The 14501-nt window shown below is 64.7% G+C and carries 17 protein-coding genes; 3 read left to right on the top strand and 14 right to left on the bottom strand.

The window, feature by feature from the left end; all coding sequences use genetic code 11:
• Both RIF23_RS16045 and RIF23_RS16050 read right to left on the bottom strand, forming a co-directional pair.
• A complete protein-coding gene (locus tag RIF23_RS16045; RefSeq protein WP_310913369.1) occupies window positions 1–864 on the bottom strand; it encodes a hypothetical protein in 864 nt (287 codons plus the stop codon).
• Window positions 864–1859, bottom strand: coding sequence for a hypothetical protein (locus RIF23_RS16050; protein WP_310913370.1), 996 nt, complete (start codon window positions 1857–1859; stop codon window positions 864–866). Before RIF23_RS16050 ends, RIF23_RS16045 begins: the two co-directional genes overlap by 1 nt.
• 610 nt (window positions 1860–2469) lie before the next feature.
• Between RIF23_RS16050 and RIF23_RS16055 the strand changes: the two genes are divergently transcribed.
• Complete coding sequence (locus RIF23_RS16055; protein ID WP_310913371.1) at window positions 2470–3138, top strand: HAD family hydrolase; 669 nt, start codon at window positions 2470–2472, stop codon at window positions 3136–3138.
• Here the strand turns inward: RIF23_RS16055 and RIF23_RS16060 are convergent.
• The 12 genes from RIF23_RS16060 to RIF23_RS16115 all read right to left on the bottom strand — a co-directional run bounded on the left by RIF23_RS16060 (window position 3119) and on the right by RIF23_RS16115 (window position 12762).
• Window positions 3119–4387 carry a transcriptional regulator gene (locus tag RIF23_RS16060; protein ID WP_310913372.1) on the bottom strand — a complete coding sequence of 423 codons (1269 nt, stop codon included), beginning with the start codon at window positions 4385–4387 and terminating at the stop codon, window positions 3119–3121. The two genes, RIF23_RS16055 and RIF23_RS16060, sit on opposite strands and share 20 nt — an antisense overlap.
• A 732-nt stretch (window positions 4388–5119) precedes the next feature.
• Window positions 5120–5299 carry a DUF397 domain-containing protein gene (locus tag RIF23_RS16065; protein ID WP_310913497.1) on the bottom strand — a complete coding sequence of 60 codons (180 nt, stop codon included), beginning with the start codon at window positions 5297–5299 and terminating at the stop codon, window positions 5120–5122.
• Window positions 5299–6081, bottom strand: coding sequence for a helix-turn-helix domain-containing protein (locus tag RIF23_RS16070; protein ID WP_310913373.1), 783 nt, complete (start codon window positions 6079–6081; stop codon window positions 5299–5301). The genes RIF23_RS16065 and RIF23_RS16070 overlap by 1 nt, the downstream gene beginning before the upstream one ends.
• Before the next feature lie 151 nt (window positions 6082–6232).
• Window positions 6233–6580, bottom strand: coding sequence for an IS3 family transposase (locus tag RIF23_RS16075; RefSeq protein WP_310913498.1), 348 nt, complete (start codon window positions 6578–6580; stop codon window positions 6233–6235).
• On the bottom strand, window positions 6513–7811 hold the full coding sequence (gene hisS / locus RIF23_RS16080; protein ID WP_310913374.1) for a histidine--tRNA ligase: 1299 nt from the start codon (window positions 7809–7811) through the stop codon (window positions 6513–6515). The genes RIF23_RS16075 and hisS overlap by 68 nt, the downstream gene beginning before the upstream one ends.
• Window positions 7812–7854: 43 nt before the next feature.
• The gene (locus tag RIF23_RS16085) at window positions 7855–9102 is read right to left on the bottom strand and encodes an asparagine synthase-related protein (protein ID WP_310913375.1); all 1248 of its coding nucleotides are present in this window, start codon (window positions 9100–9102) and stop codon (window positions 7855–7857) included.
• A 43-nt stretch (window positions 9103–9145) separates the two neighbouring features.
• Complete coding sequence (locus RIF23_RS16090; RefSeq protein ID WP_310913376.1) at window positions 9146–9313, bottom strand: hypothetical protein; 168 nt, start codon at window positions 9311–9313, stop codon at window positions 9146–9148.
• 126 nt (window positions 9314–9439) lie between these two features.
• Window positions 9440–10354 (bottom strand): helix-turn-helix domain-containing protein, encoded by a 915-nt coding sequence (locus RIF23_RS16095; RefSeq protein ID WP_310913377.1) that lies wholly within the window; start codon window positions 10352–10354, stop codon window positions 9440–9442.
• Entirely contained in the window at window positions 10312–10839 is a 528-nt protein-coding gene (locus tag RIF23_RS16100) for a DUF6879 family protein (protein WP_310913378.1), read from the bottom strand. The genes RIF23_RS16095 and RIF23_RS16100 overlap by 43 nt, the downstream gene beginning before the upstream one ends.
• Window positions 10811–11053, bottom strand: coding sequence for a hypothetical protein (locus tag RIF23_RS16105; RefSeq protein WP_310913379.1), 243 nt, complete (start codon window positions 11051–11053; stop codon window positions 10811–10813). Before RIF23_RS16105 ends, RIF23_RS16100 begins: the two co-directional genes overlap by 29 nt.
• 656 nt (window positions 11054–11709) lie before the next feature.
• On the bottom strand, window positions 11710–11901 hold the full coding sequence (locus tag RIF23_RS16110) for a DUF397 domain-containing protein (protein WP_310913380.1): 192 nt from the start codon (window positions 11899–11901) through the stop codon (window positions 11710–11712).
• A 15-nt stretch (window positions 11902–11916) separates the two neighbouring features.
• The gene (locus RIF23_RS16115) at window positions 11917–12762 is read right to left on the bottom strand and encodes a helix-turn-helix domain-containing protein (RefSeq protein WP_310913381.1); all 846 of its coding nucleotides are present in this window, start codon (window positions 12760–12762) and stop codon (window positions 11917–11919) included.
• 720 nt (window positions 12763–13482) lie between these two features.
• Between RIF23_RS16115 and RIF23_RS16120 the strand changes: the two genes are divergently transcribed.
• A complete protein-coding gene (locus RIF23_RS16120) occupies window positions 13483–13782 on the top strand; it encodes a hypothetical protein (RefSeq protein WP_310913382.1) in 300 nt (99 codons plus the stop codon).
• Window positions 13775–14341, top strand: coding sequence for an ATP-binding protein (locus RIF23_RS16125; protein WP_310913383.1), 567 nt, complete (start codon window positions 13775–13777; stop codon window positions 14339–14341). Before RIF23_RS16120 ends, RIF23_RS16125 begins: the two co-directional genes overlap by 8 nt.
• The last annotated feature ends 160 nt before the right edge of the window (window positions 14342–14501 follow it).

The raw sequence follows: 14501 nt of genomic DNA on the forward strand, positions 1-14501 counted from the left end.
TCAGCTCCTTTGGGTGGCCAGGCGTTCCACCTGGTCGGCAACCCCCGCGGGGGAGCCCCAAATGGCGGACACGGGCACCGTTCGAGCAAGTGCGCGAACAAGCCCTGTACGGTGCCGCGCCGCGGCGACGTCCTCGACCTCGCGTAGCACCGTGTCCGACTCCTCCAGCACACGGTCGAGAAGATGCGCACAGGCCCGAAGCCACACCGTGGCAGCCGTGTGAGCAGCGACCCGCTGCAGGTAGCCGTGGTTCACGGCCGGGTCGCCGTCCACATCAACCACGGCAGCGGCCCCCACCCGCTTCGGCATAACGGCTCCATTCCCGCCGACGGAATGTGCACATCCGGACAGGTCGAATTTGTCTGGCCCGTCCGCCCCTACTCCCAACTGTGGGAACCATCGCCGAACCGGTGCCCGGCGAACCACGAAAGCGCTGGTGCCACCACGCACCCGTGGCGTGCTTCCAGACGGTGCGATGTCGAGCAGAGCGACGTCACCAGCCAGAACGCGCCAACCGCGCAACGTCAACGCCACCGCGGTCAAGGACTTACCGCTTCCATGTCCCCCCAGCAGCAGAACCGCCTCCCTGGTGTCGGGATGCTCCAAAGCCACGGCATGCACGCTGAGCGTGTCGTGATCCAGGTGCAACCGGTGCAGCGAGGCGTTGATCAACCGCCGCATGTCTTGCGAGCCAAGTCCGGCGGGAACGGTGAGGTCGGCTTCCGTGCCGGCATATGGGGCGATTCCCTCAGGGGTGGCTCCGGGGATGTGGGCGCTCATCTCCGGCCACCAGGTTGCGAGCTGGCCGGGCGCCACCATGGTCAGTGTCCGGCTGGCGCTGTCCACATAGAACAGGTTCCCCATTACCGCTCCCCGAACTCCGACAGCAGCGGCGCCAGAACTTCCCACACCGGTGCTCGCGCGAATCCAGCCATGTCTCCGACGGTGAGGAGCACGGCGGGCACCTGCCAAGACGTTTCGGTCCCTGCGACGGGCTCCCCGCCGGAGCCGGAACGTGGGCCGCCCATCAGACCGACCAGATCGCTCACGAACAAGTGTTGCGCGGGCACATCGGCGGCCGTTACCACGAAGCTCTCGCGCGAACAGCCAGCCAGAACGCTCGCGCGCAGGGGGTCAGTGGCGGATTGGTCGGACTGTATGCATACCAGGGCCCCCAGCGGCACCGGCGGCGAGTACTCTATGCCAGATACGGAACGGTGTTCGACTGGCGTGAACGCAACCCGCCTGCGTTGTCCTATTGCTGGCATGAGACCAGAGGTCTCGTCGGCGTTCCTCACCAGCTCCGCCGGAACAGCAATCCGGGTCGGCCAGCCCACCACCATCCCCTCGGCTGAGATCAGCACCAGGTCATCCGCGAGAAACCCAGCACCAAGCTCTACGCAGGCGCGATGCGCGAGTGTGGACTTTCCTCCCTCCTGATCGGCAAGAAAGAGCACCGCTGTGCCGTCGAGTGCGATTGCCGAGGCGTGGAGCATCCGCCAACCGTCGGCCAGCATCCGCGATGCGAAGAACACCCGTGCCGCATAGTCGGCCCACCTCACCGCCTGCGGCTCGTCAGCGGGTATGAGGAGCCGCGTGAGACACTCGCCTGCGCGCACCTCCATGCGCACCGGAACGCTGTCTGGCCGATACCGTCCAACTGCCCGCAGTAGCCCTGCCGACTCCTCCACGATGGCGAGCTGTGGCCCGCCATGCGGGAAGGACAGCACGGGCCGATCGGCGAAGACCTTGTCGACCTCATCACCAGTCAGCGCGACGGTGTTCTCCAGCCACAGCCCCCAGTCTGGACTCGAGGCCCAATGCACCTTCTGGCATGGCGGGGCCACTGTCGATGACACATGTTCAACCAGGTGGCTCGATTCGGAAGAGACTCTCAAGCATGAATCAGCGAGGGCTAGGTCAACCTCATGCATAGGAAGTGGTCTCCCGGTGCACACGGTGCCGCGGACGCGTCACGACTCCCGCTCCGTTCCCACCGGGGCAGGAGTCAGGTCGGAAATCCGCCTGACCTTCACCCTGCCCGTCTGCCTAGGACCTGGGGTGGGTAGCATTCGTGGAATCTCGAACTCCCACACGCCCCTCCGGAGCTGTCCATCGGCACCGTTTCGGCTATCGGCGAGATTGTGGGGCGCTATGGAGGGCGCAACGAGCTGCATTGCGCACTCCTCCTCGGTAGGGGGTAAGGATGTGCGACTCTTCGGTTCACTCCGAACCTCGACCACCTGTCCGTCAGGTTGACGTCGAGCCTGGTCAGAGGAATAGGGGTGGCGGAAAGCTTCGTGTTGGAAGTTCTCGGATCTATACACCACACGCAGAGTGACACGTGCTTGCGGACTCTAAAAGGACTTAATTGGGGTGTTTAGAGGAAGTTTTTAGGACTCATTGTTTGTCTGTTCGTCCGGTTTAAGGCGGGACTCACTGGCGTGTGCACGGTGTAGCTCGCCTAGGATGTCCACCGTGATTCGCGCAGTGGTGTTCGATGTAGGCGAGTGTCTGGTGGACGAGACCCGTGAGTACGGGATGTGGGCGGATTGGCTTGGGGTGCCGCGCCAGACGTTTTCCGCCATGTTCGGCGCAGTGATCGCCCAGGGTCGTGACTATCGGGAGACCTTCCAGGTCTTCCAGCCCGGCTTCGATCTCACTGAGGCCCGGGCCAAGCGCGCTGCCGAGGGGGTGCCGGAGAGTTTCGGGGAAGAAGACCTGTACCCCGACGTTCGTGCTTCCTTGCAGGAGCTACGCAGGCGTGGGCTATGGGTGGGGGTCGCTGGGAATCAGACGGCACGGGCCGGAGAGATCCTACGGTCGCTGGATCTACCCACGGACATGATCGCCACCTCTGATGATTGGGGAGTGGCCAAGCCCGACCTTGCATTCTTTTCCAAGGTCGTGCAGGCAGCACCCTACGAATCTGATGAGATTCTGTATGTCGGGGACCGGCTGGACAACGACATCCGTCCGGCTGTGGAAGCAGGTCTACACACTGCACTGATCCGTCGAGGCCCCTGGGGCGTAATTCAACAGCATGATCCCGAGGCCGATCGCCTAGCAACGATGCGCATCGACTCGCTCACTGAGCTTCCCGAGCGAGTTGCCGTATTCAACGCCGAAGAGCCCTGACTGTCGTTTGCCAGTCGTACAGTCGATCATCGAGCCGGTGTACGGCTTCGGAGCCAGCCCAGGGGTGCAAGGCATCCCGGACGTGCAGGATGCGCTGCATACCGGTGGCGTACCAGGTCGAGTTGAGCTCTTCGAGTGCCATCGTGGCGTAGGTGCAGGCTGTCTCGGGATTGCCTGCGGCTACTTCCACATGGGCGAGGTCAGCGAGTGTGACGGCGCGCTGCTTTCCGTTGTCAGTCGGAAGATCCTCCAATACCTGGCTGAGCGTGGTGCGGGCCTGGGAGGCATATCCGGCCATGAGTTCCGTATTGCCTTTGAAACCGCGCAACCGTATCTCGGTGAACCACGTAAACCACTCGGGGACGGGAACCTCTGTGGGGTCACCCAACCGCTCTTCAGCGCCGGCAATGATTCGCAGCGCCTCCTGGGGGTAGCCACACCGGGTCTCGCACTCGGCCTCAACGGCATCCAGCCAGGCCAGAAACTCCGCAGGCGTATTAGCCCGTCGCGCATACGCGCGAGCGGCACGCATTCGCTCGGCGGCTTCGCTGCGGCGCCCTACCCAGCCAGGGATGAAGGCGGAGTGCGCGAGAATCGCAGACCCGAGGAGCGCGTCACCGGCTTCACCGGCGACCTGAAGCGCGCGAAGCAGCGTTTCATCCGCATCCTCCGCCCGATCGAGATCGAAGAACTCCAGGCGCCCGACCAGGAGAAAAGTTTCGGCGAGGGCTTGTGCCAGCGAGGGGCACCTTTCTCCTGGCGCCGACTCGAGTAGTCGAAGCCCCAGCGCGGCATGTGCCTGAGCAGCCGCGTGGAGAGAGGCCGGTTCCGCAACCGAGTAAAAGCGACGGTGTACGGCTGTCACTTCGGCGAAGTCCGTACCGGCCGTCGCAGGCAGCTCAACATCCGTCTTCCCGGACCAGTGTAGGGAGAGTCCCGGAGCAGCGCGAGATCCACTATGTCGAGACCGAGTATCGGAGTGCGCCGTCTGCGCCTGTGGGCTGGTCTCCCATGGGGGAGCAAAGCCGAGGTCTTCGATGCGCTGGTGCAGTAGTCGTGTAAGCAGTTGTTGATACTCATTCCGCGGCCAGGGTGGTGTAGCCGACTCCCAACGCCGAACCTGCCGCAGGCTCACCTCGATGGATAGACCCAAGGCTTGCGCCACGCGATTCAGGGCATCAGCGAAGGCACGCTGCGACGAGTACCCAGCATGCTGGCGGGCTGCCTTGAGCCGCGTGTTGCCAGCCACCTGCGGTGGCATCCAACCCCCTCAGCGTCCCCAAACCTGGAAGCGGTCCCCAACGAATCTGCATAGTAACAGGTCCCTATAGAGGACTCTTAACGACCTCATTATGGACATGTAAGCTCGACTATGCCCCCCGGACTTCGCAGCGATGTTTCCTCCGCACCGCTACCGCCGGTCTGGGCATTGGTGGACAGGTTGAACCCGGTGCTCCCGGAGTCTTCGATTCCGGTCTCTCCCTCGGACCCGATGACCGACTTGAGCGCGGCAACTTCCGAGGCCGCGCCTGCTGCCGTATCGGGACGTGTAGTCGATCCTGTCGGGAGGGCCGTCCTTGATGAGGACCTTGCTAAACGGGAGTGCGACGTGGGGAAGCACACTCCCCGTGTCGATGTGGCCTGGGAGGAGCCAGCCACACGGTGTGCACGTACCAGGTGTCGCCGTCCGGGGGCTGAGTTGGGATTCCTCGGTCGAGTTGCACAGGCACGTCCCCTCGTCGTCCCCATAGCAGGGCCTGTGTCGACTGCGCCTGTCAGGGCGCAGCCAGGAGATTCCCGAGGGATAGTCCCACGCGTCACCTCAGAACTCCTCGAGGCCGCCAGCAGTGAACCAGCGACCGCAATGACGGTAATTGGAGGACTCGGTTTGGGAGCTTGGCCTGTCTCCGGGGGATTGTTGGCCGCGGGAGACAAGAAGGGTGGTGCGGCTGGTGGGCGCGTGCCCCCGGGCAGCCTGTGGCTATAGCTCGTGGGTGCGGATGGCGTGGAGGAAGGCGGCCCACTCGGCGCGGGACACGGTGAGCTTGCCGAGGTGGCGGTGTTGGGTGTCACGAACGTCGACACTTCGGCCATTGCTGCGGCACTCCAGGCAGTTTGGGTTGGCGCCGCTGAAGCTGGACTTGTGCCAGTTTCCATCCATCACAGTGCGTTCCCTATCGACTCGATTAGCTTCGCTGACTCTCGTGTGCTCAGGGCCTCGGCCTGAAGGCTCCCAAATAGAGTGACTAGACCGTTGGCCTGGGGGCCTGTAGCGACATGGACCCCGCTGATGTACTCCTCATGTCCTACCAACCGGCCATCGGCCAGAGTCATGATCCGGAAGGATGACACCCCCGGATGCGTCAGGGTGTCCGTGGGCAACACGGATAGCCAGATCACTCTGGCGCTGACGAGTTCTATCAGGTGATCGAGCTGTGCGTGTAGGACTTTAGGTGAGCCTGGGGCTCGGCGGAGCACGATCTCGTCAACCACGAAGGTCAGGGAGACGGCGCTCACGGCTTCCAGACGTTGCGTGCGCTGTCTGACCAGGTGCTCTATGCGTTCATCATTCCAGAGGCGCAGATTCTGCAAGCACTGACGTGCATAGTCCACGGTTTGCAAGAGGCCAGGAACCACCACGTTCTGGTACTCGCGTATCTCGGTCGCCTGTTGTTCGACCTTTTCGAAGTTGCGCCAGTCCTCGGGTATCTCGCGTTCATCGGTGAGTTCGTCCCAGACGTGGAGTATCGCCCCGCCAGCGGATAGGGCCTGGTCGATGGCCTGTGCGGTGGTCCGGTTGGGAGCGCGGCGGCCGGTTTCGTAGGCGGCGATTGTGGACTCGCCTACGTGGATGCTGCGAGCGAGGGCGGGTTGGGACAGGTCGGTGCGATTTCGGTGGAATTTCACCACCTTGGCGAAGCGGGTCCACCGCTCGTCAGCCATGTTCTTGCACTTTCTTGCGGGAGAGGTTCGGATTGGTGCGGGGGTTTGTACAGCTCACTCTCCTGCAAGATCCCTAGCACTGCAACGCCAATCCCAGAATTGTGGAGGGTTGAAGTTGCTTCGGTTCGGTAGACGCCTGTGAGCTTGGGTTTCAGGCAGCATCGGCCAGGTGGGTGGGGTCCTCTCGGGGCTGTTGGGTGTGGCGACGTTCATATTCGGCGGGGCTGAGCTGGCCGTTGGCCGAGTGGCGTCGGTGCGGGTTATAGAAGCCCTCGATGTAGGAGAACACCTCGCGTTCGGCGTCGGCGCGGGTGGCGAAGCGGGTGCGGTCGATCAGCTCGGTCTCCAGGGAGGCGAAGAAGCTCTCGGTGACCGCGTTGTCGAAACACGAGCCGGTGCGCCCGTCTGGTGCCCCAACGGCAAGCGGGTGGTCAGTCGCGCAGCAGCTCTTCGATGCGTTGGGCTGCGTCGGCGTCGGCCACTCGTTGTTGCTCTCCAGATGTCATGTCGCGCACGGTAACTGCACCGGCTGACTGTTCCTCGGTGCCACGGATCACGGCGACACGTGCCTTGTGGGCGTTTGCCCACGTGAGCTGCTTGCCGAGTTTGGTCGAGGATCCCAGGTAGGTCCCCACCCGCAGGCCGTGGCGGCGAAGCTCGCGGGCCAACCGCAGAAGCTCGCCCCCCGAGTCTTCCAGCACGGTGAGCGCTACATCGAGTCCGTGGTCGCCCCCCGACTCCGGCTCCTGCACCGCCAGGATGCGCTCGATGCCGACCGATCCGCCGACCGCGGGCACCTCTGGCCCACCGAGCGCAGCGACCAATCGGTCGTAGCGGCCTCCGGCTGCGACAGCGCCGGGGTAGCCGGCGGCCTCGACCTCCCAGATGGCGCCCGTGTAGTAGTCCAGCCCGCGCACCATTCGTGGGGAAAAGGCGATGCGCCCCTCCAGGTCGCCAGTCAGCTCCAGCAACCGGTCGACATCGGCAAGTCCTTGCTTGCCACGCGGGTTGGTTTCCAACTTGGCGCGAATGAGGTCAGGGCTGTCGGCCACTATATCGGTGACGAGCCGTTCAGCCGTTGTGGCGGATATCCCACGCTCGGTCAGCTCCGTGACAACGGCCTCGGCGCCCAACTTGTCGAGCTTGTCCAGACTAGCTAGTACCCCGTCACTGAGAAAGGTGTCGACGTTGTAGACCTCCAACAGACCGCGCAGCGCCTCGCGGCTGTTGACCAGGAAGCGGAAGTCGATCACCCCCAGAGCCTCCAAGCCGTCGGCGACGGCCTGGACTATCTCGGCATCGGCCAAGGGCGAGTGGGAGCCGACGGTGTCCACATCGCACTGAACAAATTCGCGAAAGCGGCCCTCCTGGGGGCGATCGGCCCGCCACACGGGGCCGATGGCGTAGCGCTTGAAGGGGAAGGGCAGCTTGGAGCCGTGGGTGCCAATGACGCGTGCCAGGGGAACTGTGTGGTCGTAGCGCAACGCCAGGTCGGCCTGCCCGCCGGCTTCATGGGCACCGCGCCGCAGGATCTTGAACAGCAGGTTGGCGGCCTCCTCTCCGTACTTGCCGGTGACAACCTCCAGTCGCTCGAAGGCTGGAGTTTCAAGCGGGTCGAACCCGTAGCGCTCGAAGATCTCGGAAACGGCGGCGACAGCCGCCTTGCGACGGCGCAGGTCGTCGGCGAGGAAGTCGCGGGTGCCCGAAGGTGCTTGGGCGGCCTGACCCATGGATATGGCCTCCTGCATTACGCTGCGTGATTGAGTGACAAGCCTACTGGCGGCGGGCGGTGGCCGAGCGCCATTGCGGGAAGTGCTCCAGCAGTAGTTCGACCAAGTTGGACTGCGCCCGTGTATCGCCGTAGCCGGTGTGCAGCAGCGGCGTCGTACTTACGTGCGACAGTTTCTGCCAACCTCCGGTCTCCTCCATGAGGGCCTTGATGCCGTTCATCAGCGACAGCGACATTTGTGGGACCAGGGCGTCCAGGCAGTGCGCCAGGTAGTAGATGGATGAGCGTCGCACTGCGGTGGAGTCGACCCGCTCGGCGTAGTTGCACTCGCTGACTCTGGGATAGCAGGCGTCCAGGAGGCTCTTGGGCACATCCCACACCGGCATTACCACCTCCACCTCCCCGGTGCGGCGGCGCGGGAACGGCAGCGGCCGGCGACCGTTCATTAGCAGGAACAGTAGCTCGGCCATGACATCCTCGCGCTGGTACCCCACCAGCAGGTGACCTGCGCCGCGTTGGCGGCATAGCGCGCGCCCTACAAGGTTGACGAAGAACGTACCGAAGAAGTGGGAGGAATCGACGCCGTAGTCCTGCTCGAACCGCGCCCATAGTGCGCGAGGTGAGCCGGTCATCTCTACCAGAGTGGTTGTGTCCTCGGGATACAGCACGACGTGCTCGAAGCCAACCTCGGCGCACAGCGCGCGGGCCCGCTGAGCTGCTGACTCGGGCCATAGCGGCTCCATTACGAGCGTGAAGCACGTGAACTTGGACGGATCCAAATTGTGCTCGCTCGCGTGGCGGTCCATGCCCTGAACGAGACTGCTGCTGTCGCCGCCTCCGGAGATGCCTGCGACCAGCGGTACGGGGATCTCCTGGTGGGCGAGGAAATTGGCGATCTTGGTGAAGACGATCTCGCGCATGTCTGCGTCGTCCACGAGGTGGGCCCGATGCCCGGGGTTCCTGTTGTCATCGGCGTACTGGAAGTCCAGCAGCGCCGTCGTAGGTTCGTCAGACTGCCACACGTTCTCGATATCCGCGGGGCGCAGCGCGTCAATGTCAGTGTTGCGCATGCACTGGAGTAGGACCGTGCGGTCCTCGGGAACCTGTCCGAGGGTCAAGGTCATGGGGATGGGCTTCAACGATCCGTCGCCGGGCACCTCGTAAGCCTGAAACAACGACGGTGGGAGACGGTTAGCCAGCAGGAGCTCCGCCAGCGTCAGATCCGGCACCGGTTTCAGCTGCCGCGCACCGGCGCTGAACAGGAGGGTGACTCTCTTATTCCAGTCGTGCATCCCGGACTCCAATTGCCTGACCCCCGGTGTGTTCGGTCGTGGACTACAGGTGGGCGGTGAGCGCTGGAACGGCGAGGATCTCTTCGATGCGCTCGTCGGTCATGCGGTCGATACCGCCCTCCGGCAGGGCCCGGGTAATGATCTCGGTCATCTGGGCCGTAGTGGCTGACGGTGCTGAGGGTGTCGCGATGGCAGTGAGCTGATGGTTCACACGATCTCCTTCGGGTTTCAGGGGCGACAATCGCGACTCGATCGGCGGCGAATGTGCCGCCAACGACTGTGCGACAAACGTAGTCAGGCGCTTATGACAACCTCAATGGAGTTGCACGAAGTTGCGCTATGGTCCACTGACTTCTGCGATCGCCGACGTGATCAAATTGCGCGCGTGCTCCCCGTAGACCGCGAGTTTGTGTAGTTCGTCGAAGGCTCTGAGGTAGGTGGCGACCTCTGTAGGGGCGCGGAGCGTCACGTCAGTCGTCAGTAACTCGACCTGTACTAGCCGGTCATCGAAGATGTAGCAGGCCTCCAGCGGCCACATTGGCCGCGACGCTGAGAAGGGGATGATCCCCAGCGAGACTGCGGGAAGCGACATGATCGACAGCAGGTGGCCTAACTGGCCCGTCATCGCTTCGGTATCGCCGATGCGGTAGCGCAGCACCGACTCCTCGACGATCAGTGCGAAGCGGCGATGGCTGTCGTGGATGATCTGGGAGCGCCGGGTGCGGGCGGCCACCGCCGCTGAGACGTCGTTGGGAATCTTCCGGAACTCGGTGATGGACGACAGCAACGCCGTTGCATAGGCAGGTGTCTGGACGAAGCCAGGCACGATGTCCGGAGAGTACACACGGAAGTGCGTGGTATCGCGATAGCGCTCCAGGTAGGAATCCTGTAGCCGTCGCAGGCCGGTGCGCTGCTTGCGTTGCCATTCCACGAACATCGACTCGGCGTGGCGCGAGGAGGCGATGAGATCCTCGGTGTGGCGCTCAGCTCCGCAGGCGGCGCACCAGGCCCTGATATCGGCGTCAGAGGGGGGCGTACGCGCATTCTCGATTCGGGAGCATTTGGCCTTGTGCCAGCCGCAGCGTTGCGCTAACTCGACGCCGCTGAGTCCTGCCTCCAGGCGCAGTTCGCGGAGTCGTGCGGCGACAGCGGCACGGGCGGCCTGCGCGCTGGAAGACGAGGACGTTGGCATCGTGGGTGGCGGTGTGGCTAGGAGGGGGTGTAGTCGCTGTGGGGGGTGGCTCGGTCCCACACCTGGGTGAAGGCCGAGTCGCACAGGCGCGCGAGGTCGACATCCTCGCTCACTTCCTGGTCGAGGAGGACGCCGTCACCGCTGAAGTGGTAGATGCGTACCCTGCGGCCGTCGAAGAGCCAGATGTCGTTGCCGGGTAGGGCGATGTCGGTGGCCTGGCGACGGGGGAGCCAGCGCACCTGCTCGCCGGCGCGGATGTTGGCCTCGGTGATGTAGTGCTCGTAGCGGATGTAGTCGCTGACGGGTTCAGAGATCACGCGGGCGCGGCGTACGGTCACGCCGCGGGCCACAGCCTCGGAGACGGCCTGGTAGTAGGGGTGCCACCAGGAGTCGCGGTCGTCCCAGTCGGTGCGGTGTCCGCGTTTCCAGGCCTCGAAGTCCTCGGCCTCGTCGGCCACTGCGTAGATGTCGCGCATCTCCAGGTGCAGGGCCGAGGTATTGCAGTTGGCCAGCATGTCAAGGAACGTCGGCACGCTCGGCGGCATCACATGCCTCCCTCATTGTCGCGACCATCCGGGCCGGCATCCGCACAACCGTCTCATGATCGGGGATCGGACCGGCCTCCAGGCAACCGGACCGGGTCGGACTGTCAGCGATCCAGCCCTGGACCACCAGATCCCCATTGGTGGGGTCAACGAAGACCGTCGGTGACCCGTCCTTGCCAGACTCCGGGTCCTTGCCGATGAATTGCAGCTCCATGAGATCCTCCTGGGGAATGTTGCATGGGTTGCACGACTACGAACTTCGCATCGTCAGCAGTTCGCGTCAATACACGGAATTTCGTTCTCTTTCCGGAGTCTGTGATAGCCGAGATCCAGAGCTTTAGGGCACGTTGATCGGCGTGGCAGGTAGGCACGATGACGCGATACGGCACATGCGTGGTGAGAAGGGAATCGTGTTGCTTGGGTGGGGACCCGCGCCTTGGAAGCCGAGGGCATCGGCATCCCGAGCGGGTGGTGATGTCGTCGCTCTTGGCGCTGGTCGGGCACTACCGGCGGCAGGGCTGAACTCTGCATGCTGGATTTCTCGGCCCGGTCCGAGTAGTTGTTCATACCGGCCCGCCGTGCCTTCATGCCCTCGGCGTCGGAGAGGCGCCAAGGGGGCCCACAGCCCAGCGCCATAGGCGCCACGCGTACCCTGTCGGTTGGCCGTACCCGCCACCGGGGGCGCCTCTGTCCGGACTACCAAACTCGCGGCCGACCAGTTCGTCTGAGACCGCTACAGCCGCATCAGTGGTAATCAGCCGCGAGTTCATCGGGGTGGGCGGCTGGAGTGGGGCGGGGTAGGGTTGTTGCGGGTATCAGAGTGCAGGAGCCCCCAGCGGGTGTGCTGGGGGCTCTTCGCTTGGGGCCTGGTTACAGGCTGTCGGTCTTCATCGCCTGGATGAATGCCGCCCATTCCGAGCTGGTGAACGCCAAGTGGCCGTGGTTGGGGTGCTGGGAGTCACGGACTGCCGACACGCCTGGTTGATCGGCGACTTCGACGCAGTTGTTCGGGGCGCTGTAGCTGGACTTGCGCCACAGGTTGGTGGGTATCGAGTGCGTCATCGTGGGTGTCACTTCCTACTCAAGCTCGCGTAGCCGTGAGATCGTCTCACGGGCGCTCAGTGCGAACCCCTGCAGGTGGTCGAACGCACGGGCGTACTGTTCGACCTCGCTTGCGCGTTCTACGTACAGGCCATCGGTGAGGGTCTCGGCGTAGACGACTGTGGGGGCGGATTCGAACTGCATCTTGGCGAATGCCCCGGTCACTCCGGGGTGGAGGCCGGCGTCCATGGGTATCAGCTGCAGGGTGACCGTTTCCGGGTGGCCGGCTACGTCTATGAGGCGCGCGATCTGTCCGCGCAGCAGCTGCGGCCAGCGTCGCAGGCGGAGCAGTGTGGTTTCTTCCATGATTGCCCAAACCACGGGGGCGTCGTCGTTGGTCAGGATCTCCTGGCGTCGTTTGCGTGCTTCGACGTAGCGGTCCACTTCGCTGGGGGACTTGAGGATGGCCTTGGCGATTTCGGCCGCGTAGTCGTCTGTCTGGAGGAGCCCGGGGACGATCATCGGTTCGTACGTGTCGATGCGGACCGCTTCGGCTTCGAGTTCGACGTAGGCCCCGGTGAACACGTCGTCATAGCGGGTCCACCAGCCGGTTTCTTTTGACTGGCGAGCCAGCTCCAGTACGGCTGCGCGTTGCTGTTCGGCTTCCACGCCATAGAGGTCCAGTAGCGCGTTGATCTCCAGGATGGCGGGCTTCTTCCGTCGCCCCGTTTCGATGTGGCTGATCTTCCCCCGGGACGTTTCGAGCGCCTCGGCCACGCCCTCAAGCGTGTAGCCGGCTGCCATGCGCAGTCGCCGCAGCTCGGTCGAGAGCTGTCGCCGCCTGACGGTTGGGCTCGTGGGCATCAGATCGTCCTCCGGCATCTTGGCACCTCCCAATCGTATCGATCACACCGTGACCTGCGCGTACTGCACTTTACTGTGTGGACAGTTCCAATGTAACGCTTGAAAATGTAAACGTTACGATCCATCATGGCGTTACTGATACCCGAGGCCGCCTACCCAGCGGCTGTCTCCCCGAGGAGGGGTTCGTATGCGTTGTCTGCGGCGTGTGCTGCTTGCGTTGTTGTGTGTGTTGGCGGCGCCGGATCCGGGGTCGCGCCGGGGCGTGGCCCCGGATCCGGCGCCGGTGGGGTCTGGCCCTGATGGGGGTGGTTCACGCCGGTGGGTGCGGCGTCGGGGACGAGGGACACGGGTGCGGCCCTACGTTCGAGTGCACGAAGAGAGGTCGCTACGAACGGAGGAGCCGAGTGGGCGTGACAGCGTCTCCGAGTCTCAGCGTTCTCCGGTGATGGTGTGGCAGTGTCCGGCGGCGGAGTGTTTGTGGGCGTCGGTGAATCCGACCGAGCATCCGTGTCCGTTCCCGATGGCGTGTGTTTCCGCGGTGGACAGCAGGCCGGGCCCGTGGCCCGGGTCCACGGTGGGGCCGTCGGTGACCCGGGCGCGGGCACATGTACCGCCGACTGACGTGCTGGAACAGGTGCTCGCAGGCCTGGAAGGGCTGGAGGTCGGGCGGGGGCAGCAGCAACCAGTGTCAGTGCCCTGCGGGGATGTGACTCGGGAACCGGTGGGGGTGGTGACCCCATGACCGGCCACCAGGAATCCGCGCAGGCCCGGGGGCTGGGGTTGGCGGAGACCCACCGGCTGCACCGGGCGATCCAGGCTCTGGACCAGGCCGCGGGCGATCTCGCGCGGGTGTCTGCCAGTGGCGCCGCCCGTGAGCTGTGGGATGCCGGCGGGTTGTCCTGGCTGGGGTCGTTGTTGGAGCCGGGAGCGGCCCATGCCGACCAGCTGGCCGAACAACTCCGTGCCGCGGCTTCGGGCACCGGGATCGTGCTGCCCACGCAGGCACAGCCCATGGGCGGGGGTGGGGACCATGTGTGAACGATTCACCCGCACCTTCCCCGGCATCCCCGCCAGTGTGGCCAGCGCGCGGGCTTGGGTCGCCGAGATCCTGTCTCCGCGGGTCCCCGATGGCGAGGCCATCGGGGATGCCCAACTGGTGGTGAGCGAGTTGGTTACCAACGCGCTGCAACACACCAGCAGTGGCGATCGTGGCATGGGACGTGCTGAAGCACGGCTGCGGGCGATCCTGGGCCGGGTTCACCTCCGCCTACTCCTCGCCCCCCACCGCATCCGCGTGGAAGTCACCGACACCGGAACGTCGATCGGGACCGATAGCTCCGCTCCGTCTGGGGATAGCCGGGACGGCGCCGGAGCACCAGGCCCCATGGTGCGGTGCCCCGACCCGGACGCCGAACACGGCCGCGGACTCGCCCTGGTGGATCACCTGGCCCAACGTTGGTTCTGGCGAGGCGACCACACCAGCCGAACGGTCACCGCCGATCTCGCCCACCAGCCCGCCGACGCCGGGCATTCCGCCACGGCCGGGGTTTCCGCCACGGCCCGCGCCGGGGGTGTACCGGCCCAGCGCCAGCCCTGACCCCTAACGCAGCACCCCGTTCGGATAGTGAAGCGCACCCCGCACGCCCGCCAGGCGCCCGAGGCAGGCCACACTACCCCGAACCACCGACCACCCCCGGCTCCCTCGCCCGACCTGGGTGGCCCCGAGACGGCTATGGCGCCTCGGGGCCGACCCCCAG

Source organism: Lipingzhangella rawalii (assembly GCF_031628175.1).
GTDB classification, from domain to species: Bacteria; Actinomycetota; Actinomycetes; order Streptosporangiales; family Streptosporangiaceae; genus Lipingzhangella_A; species Lipingzhangella_A rawalii.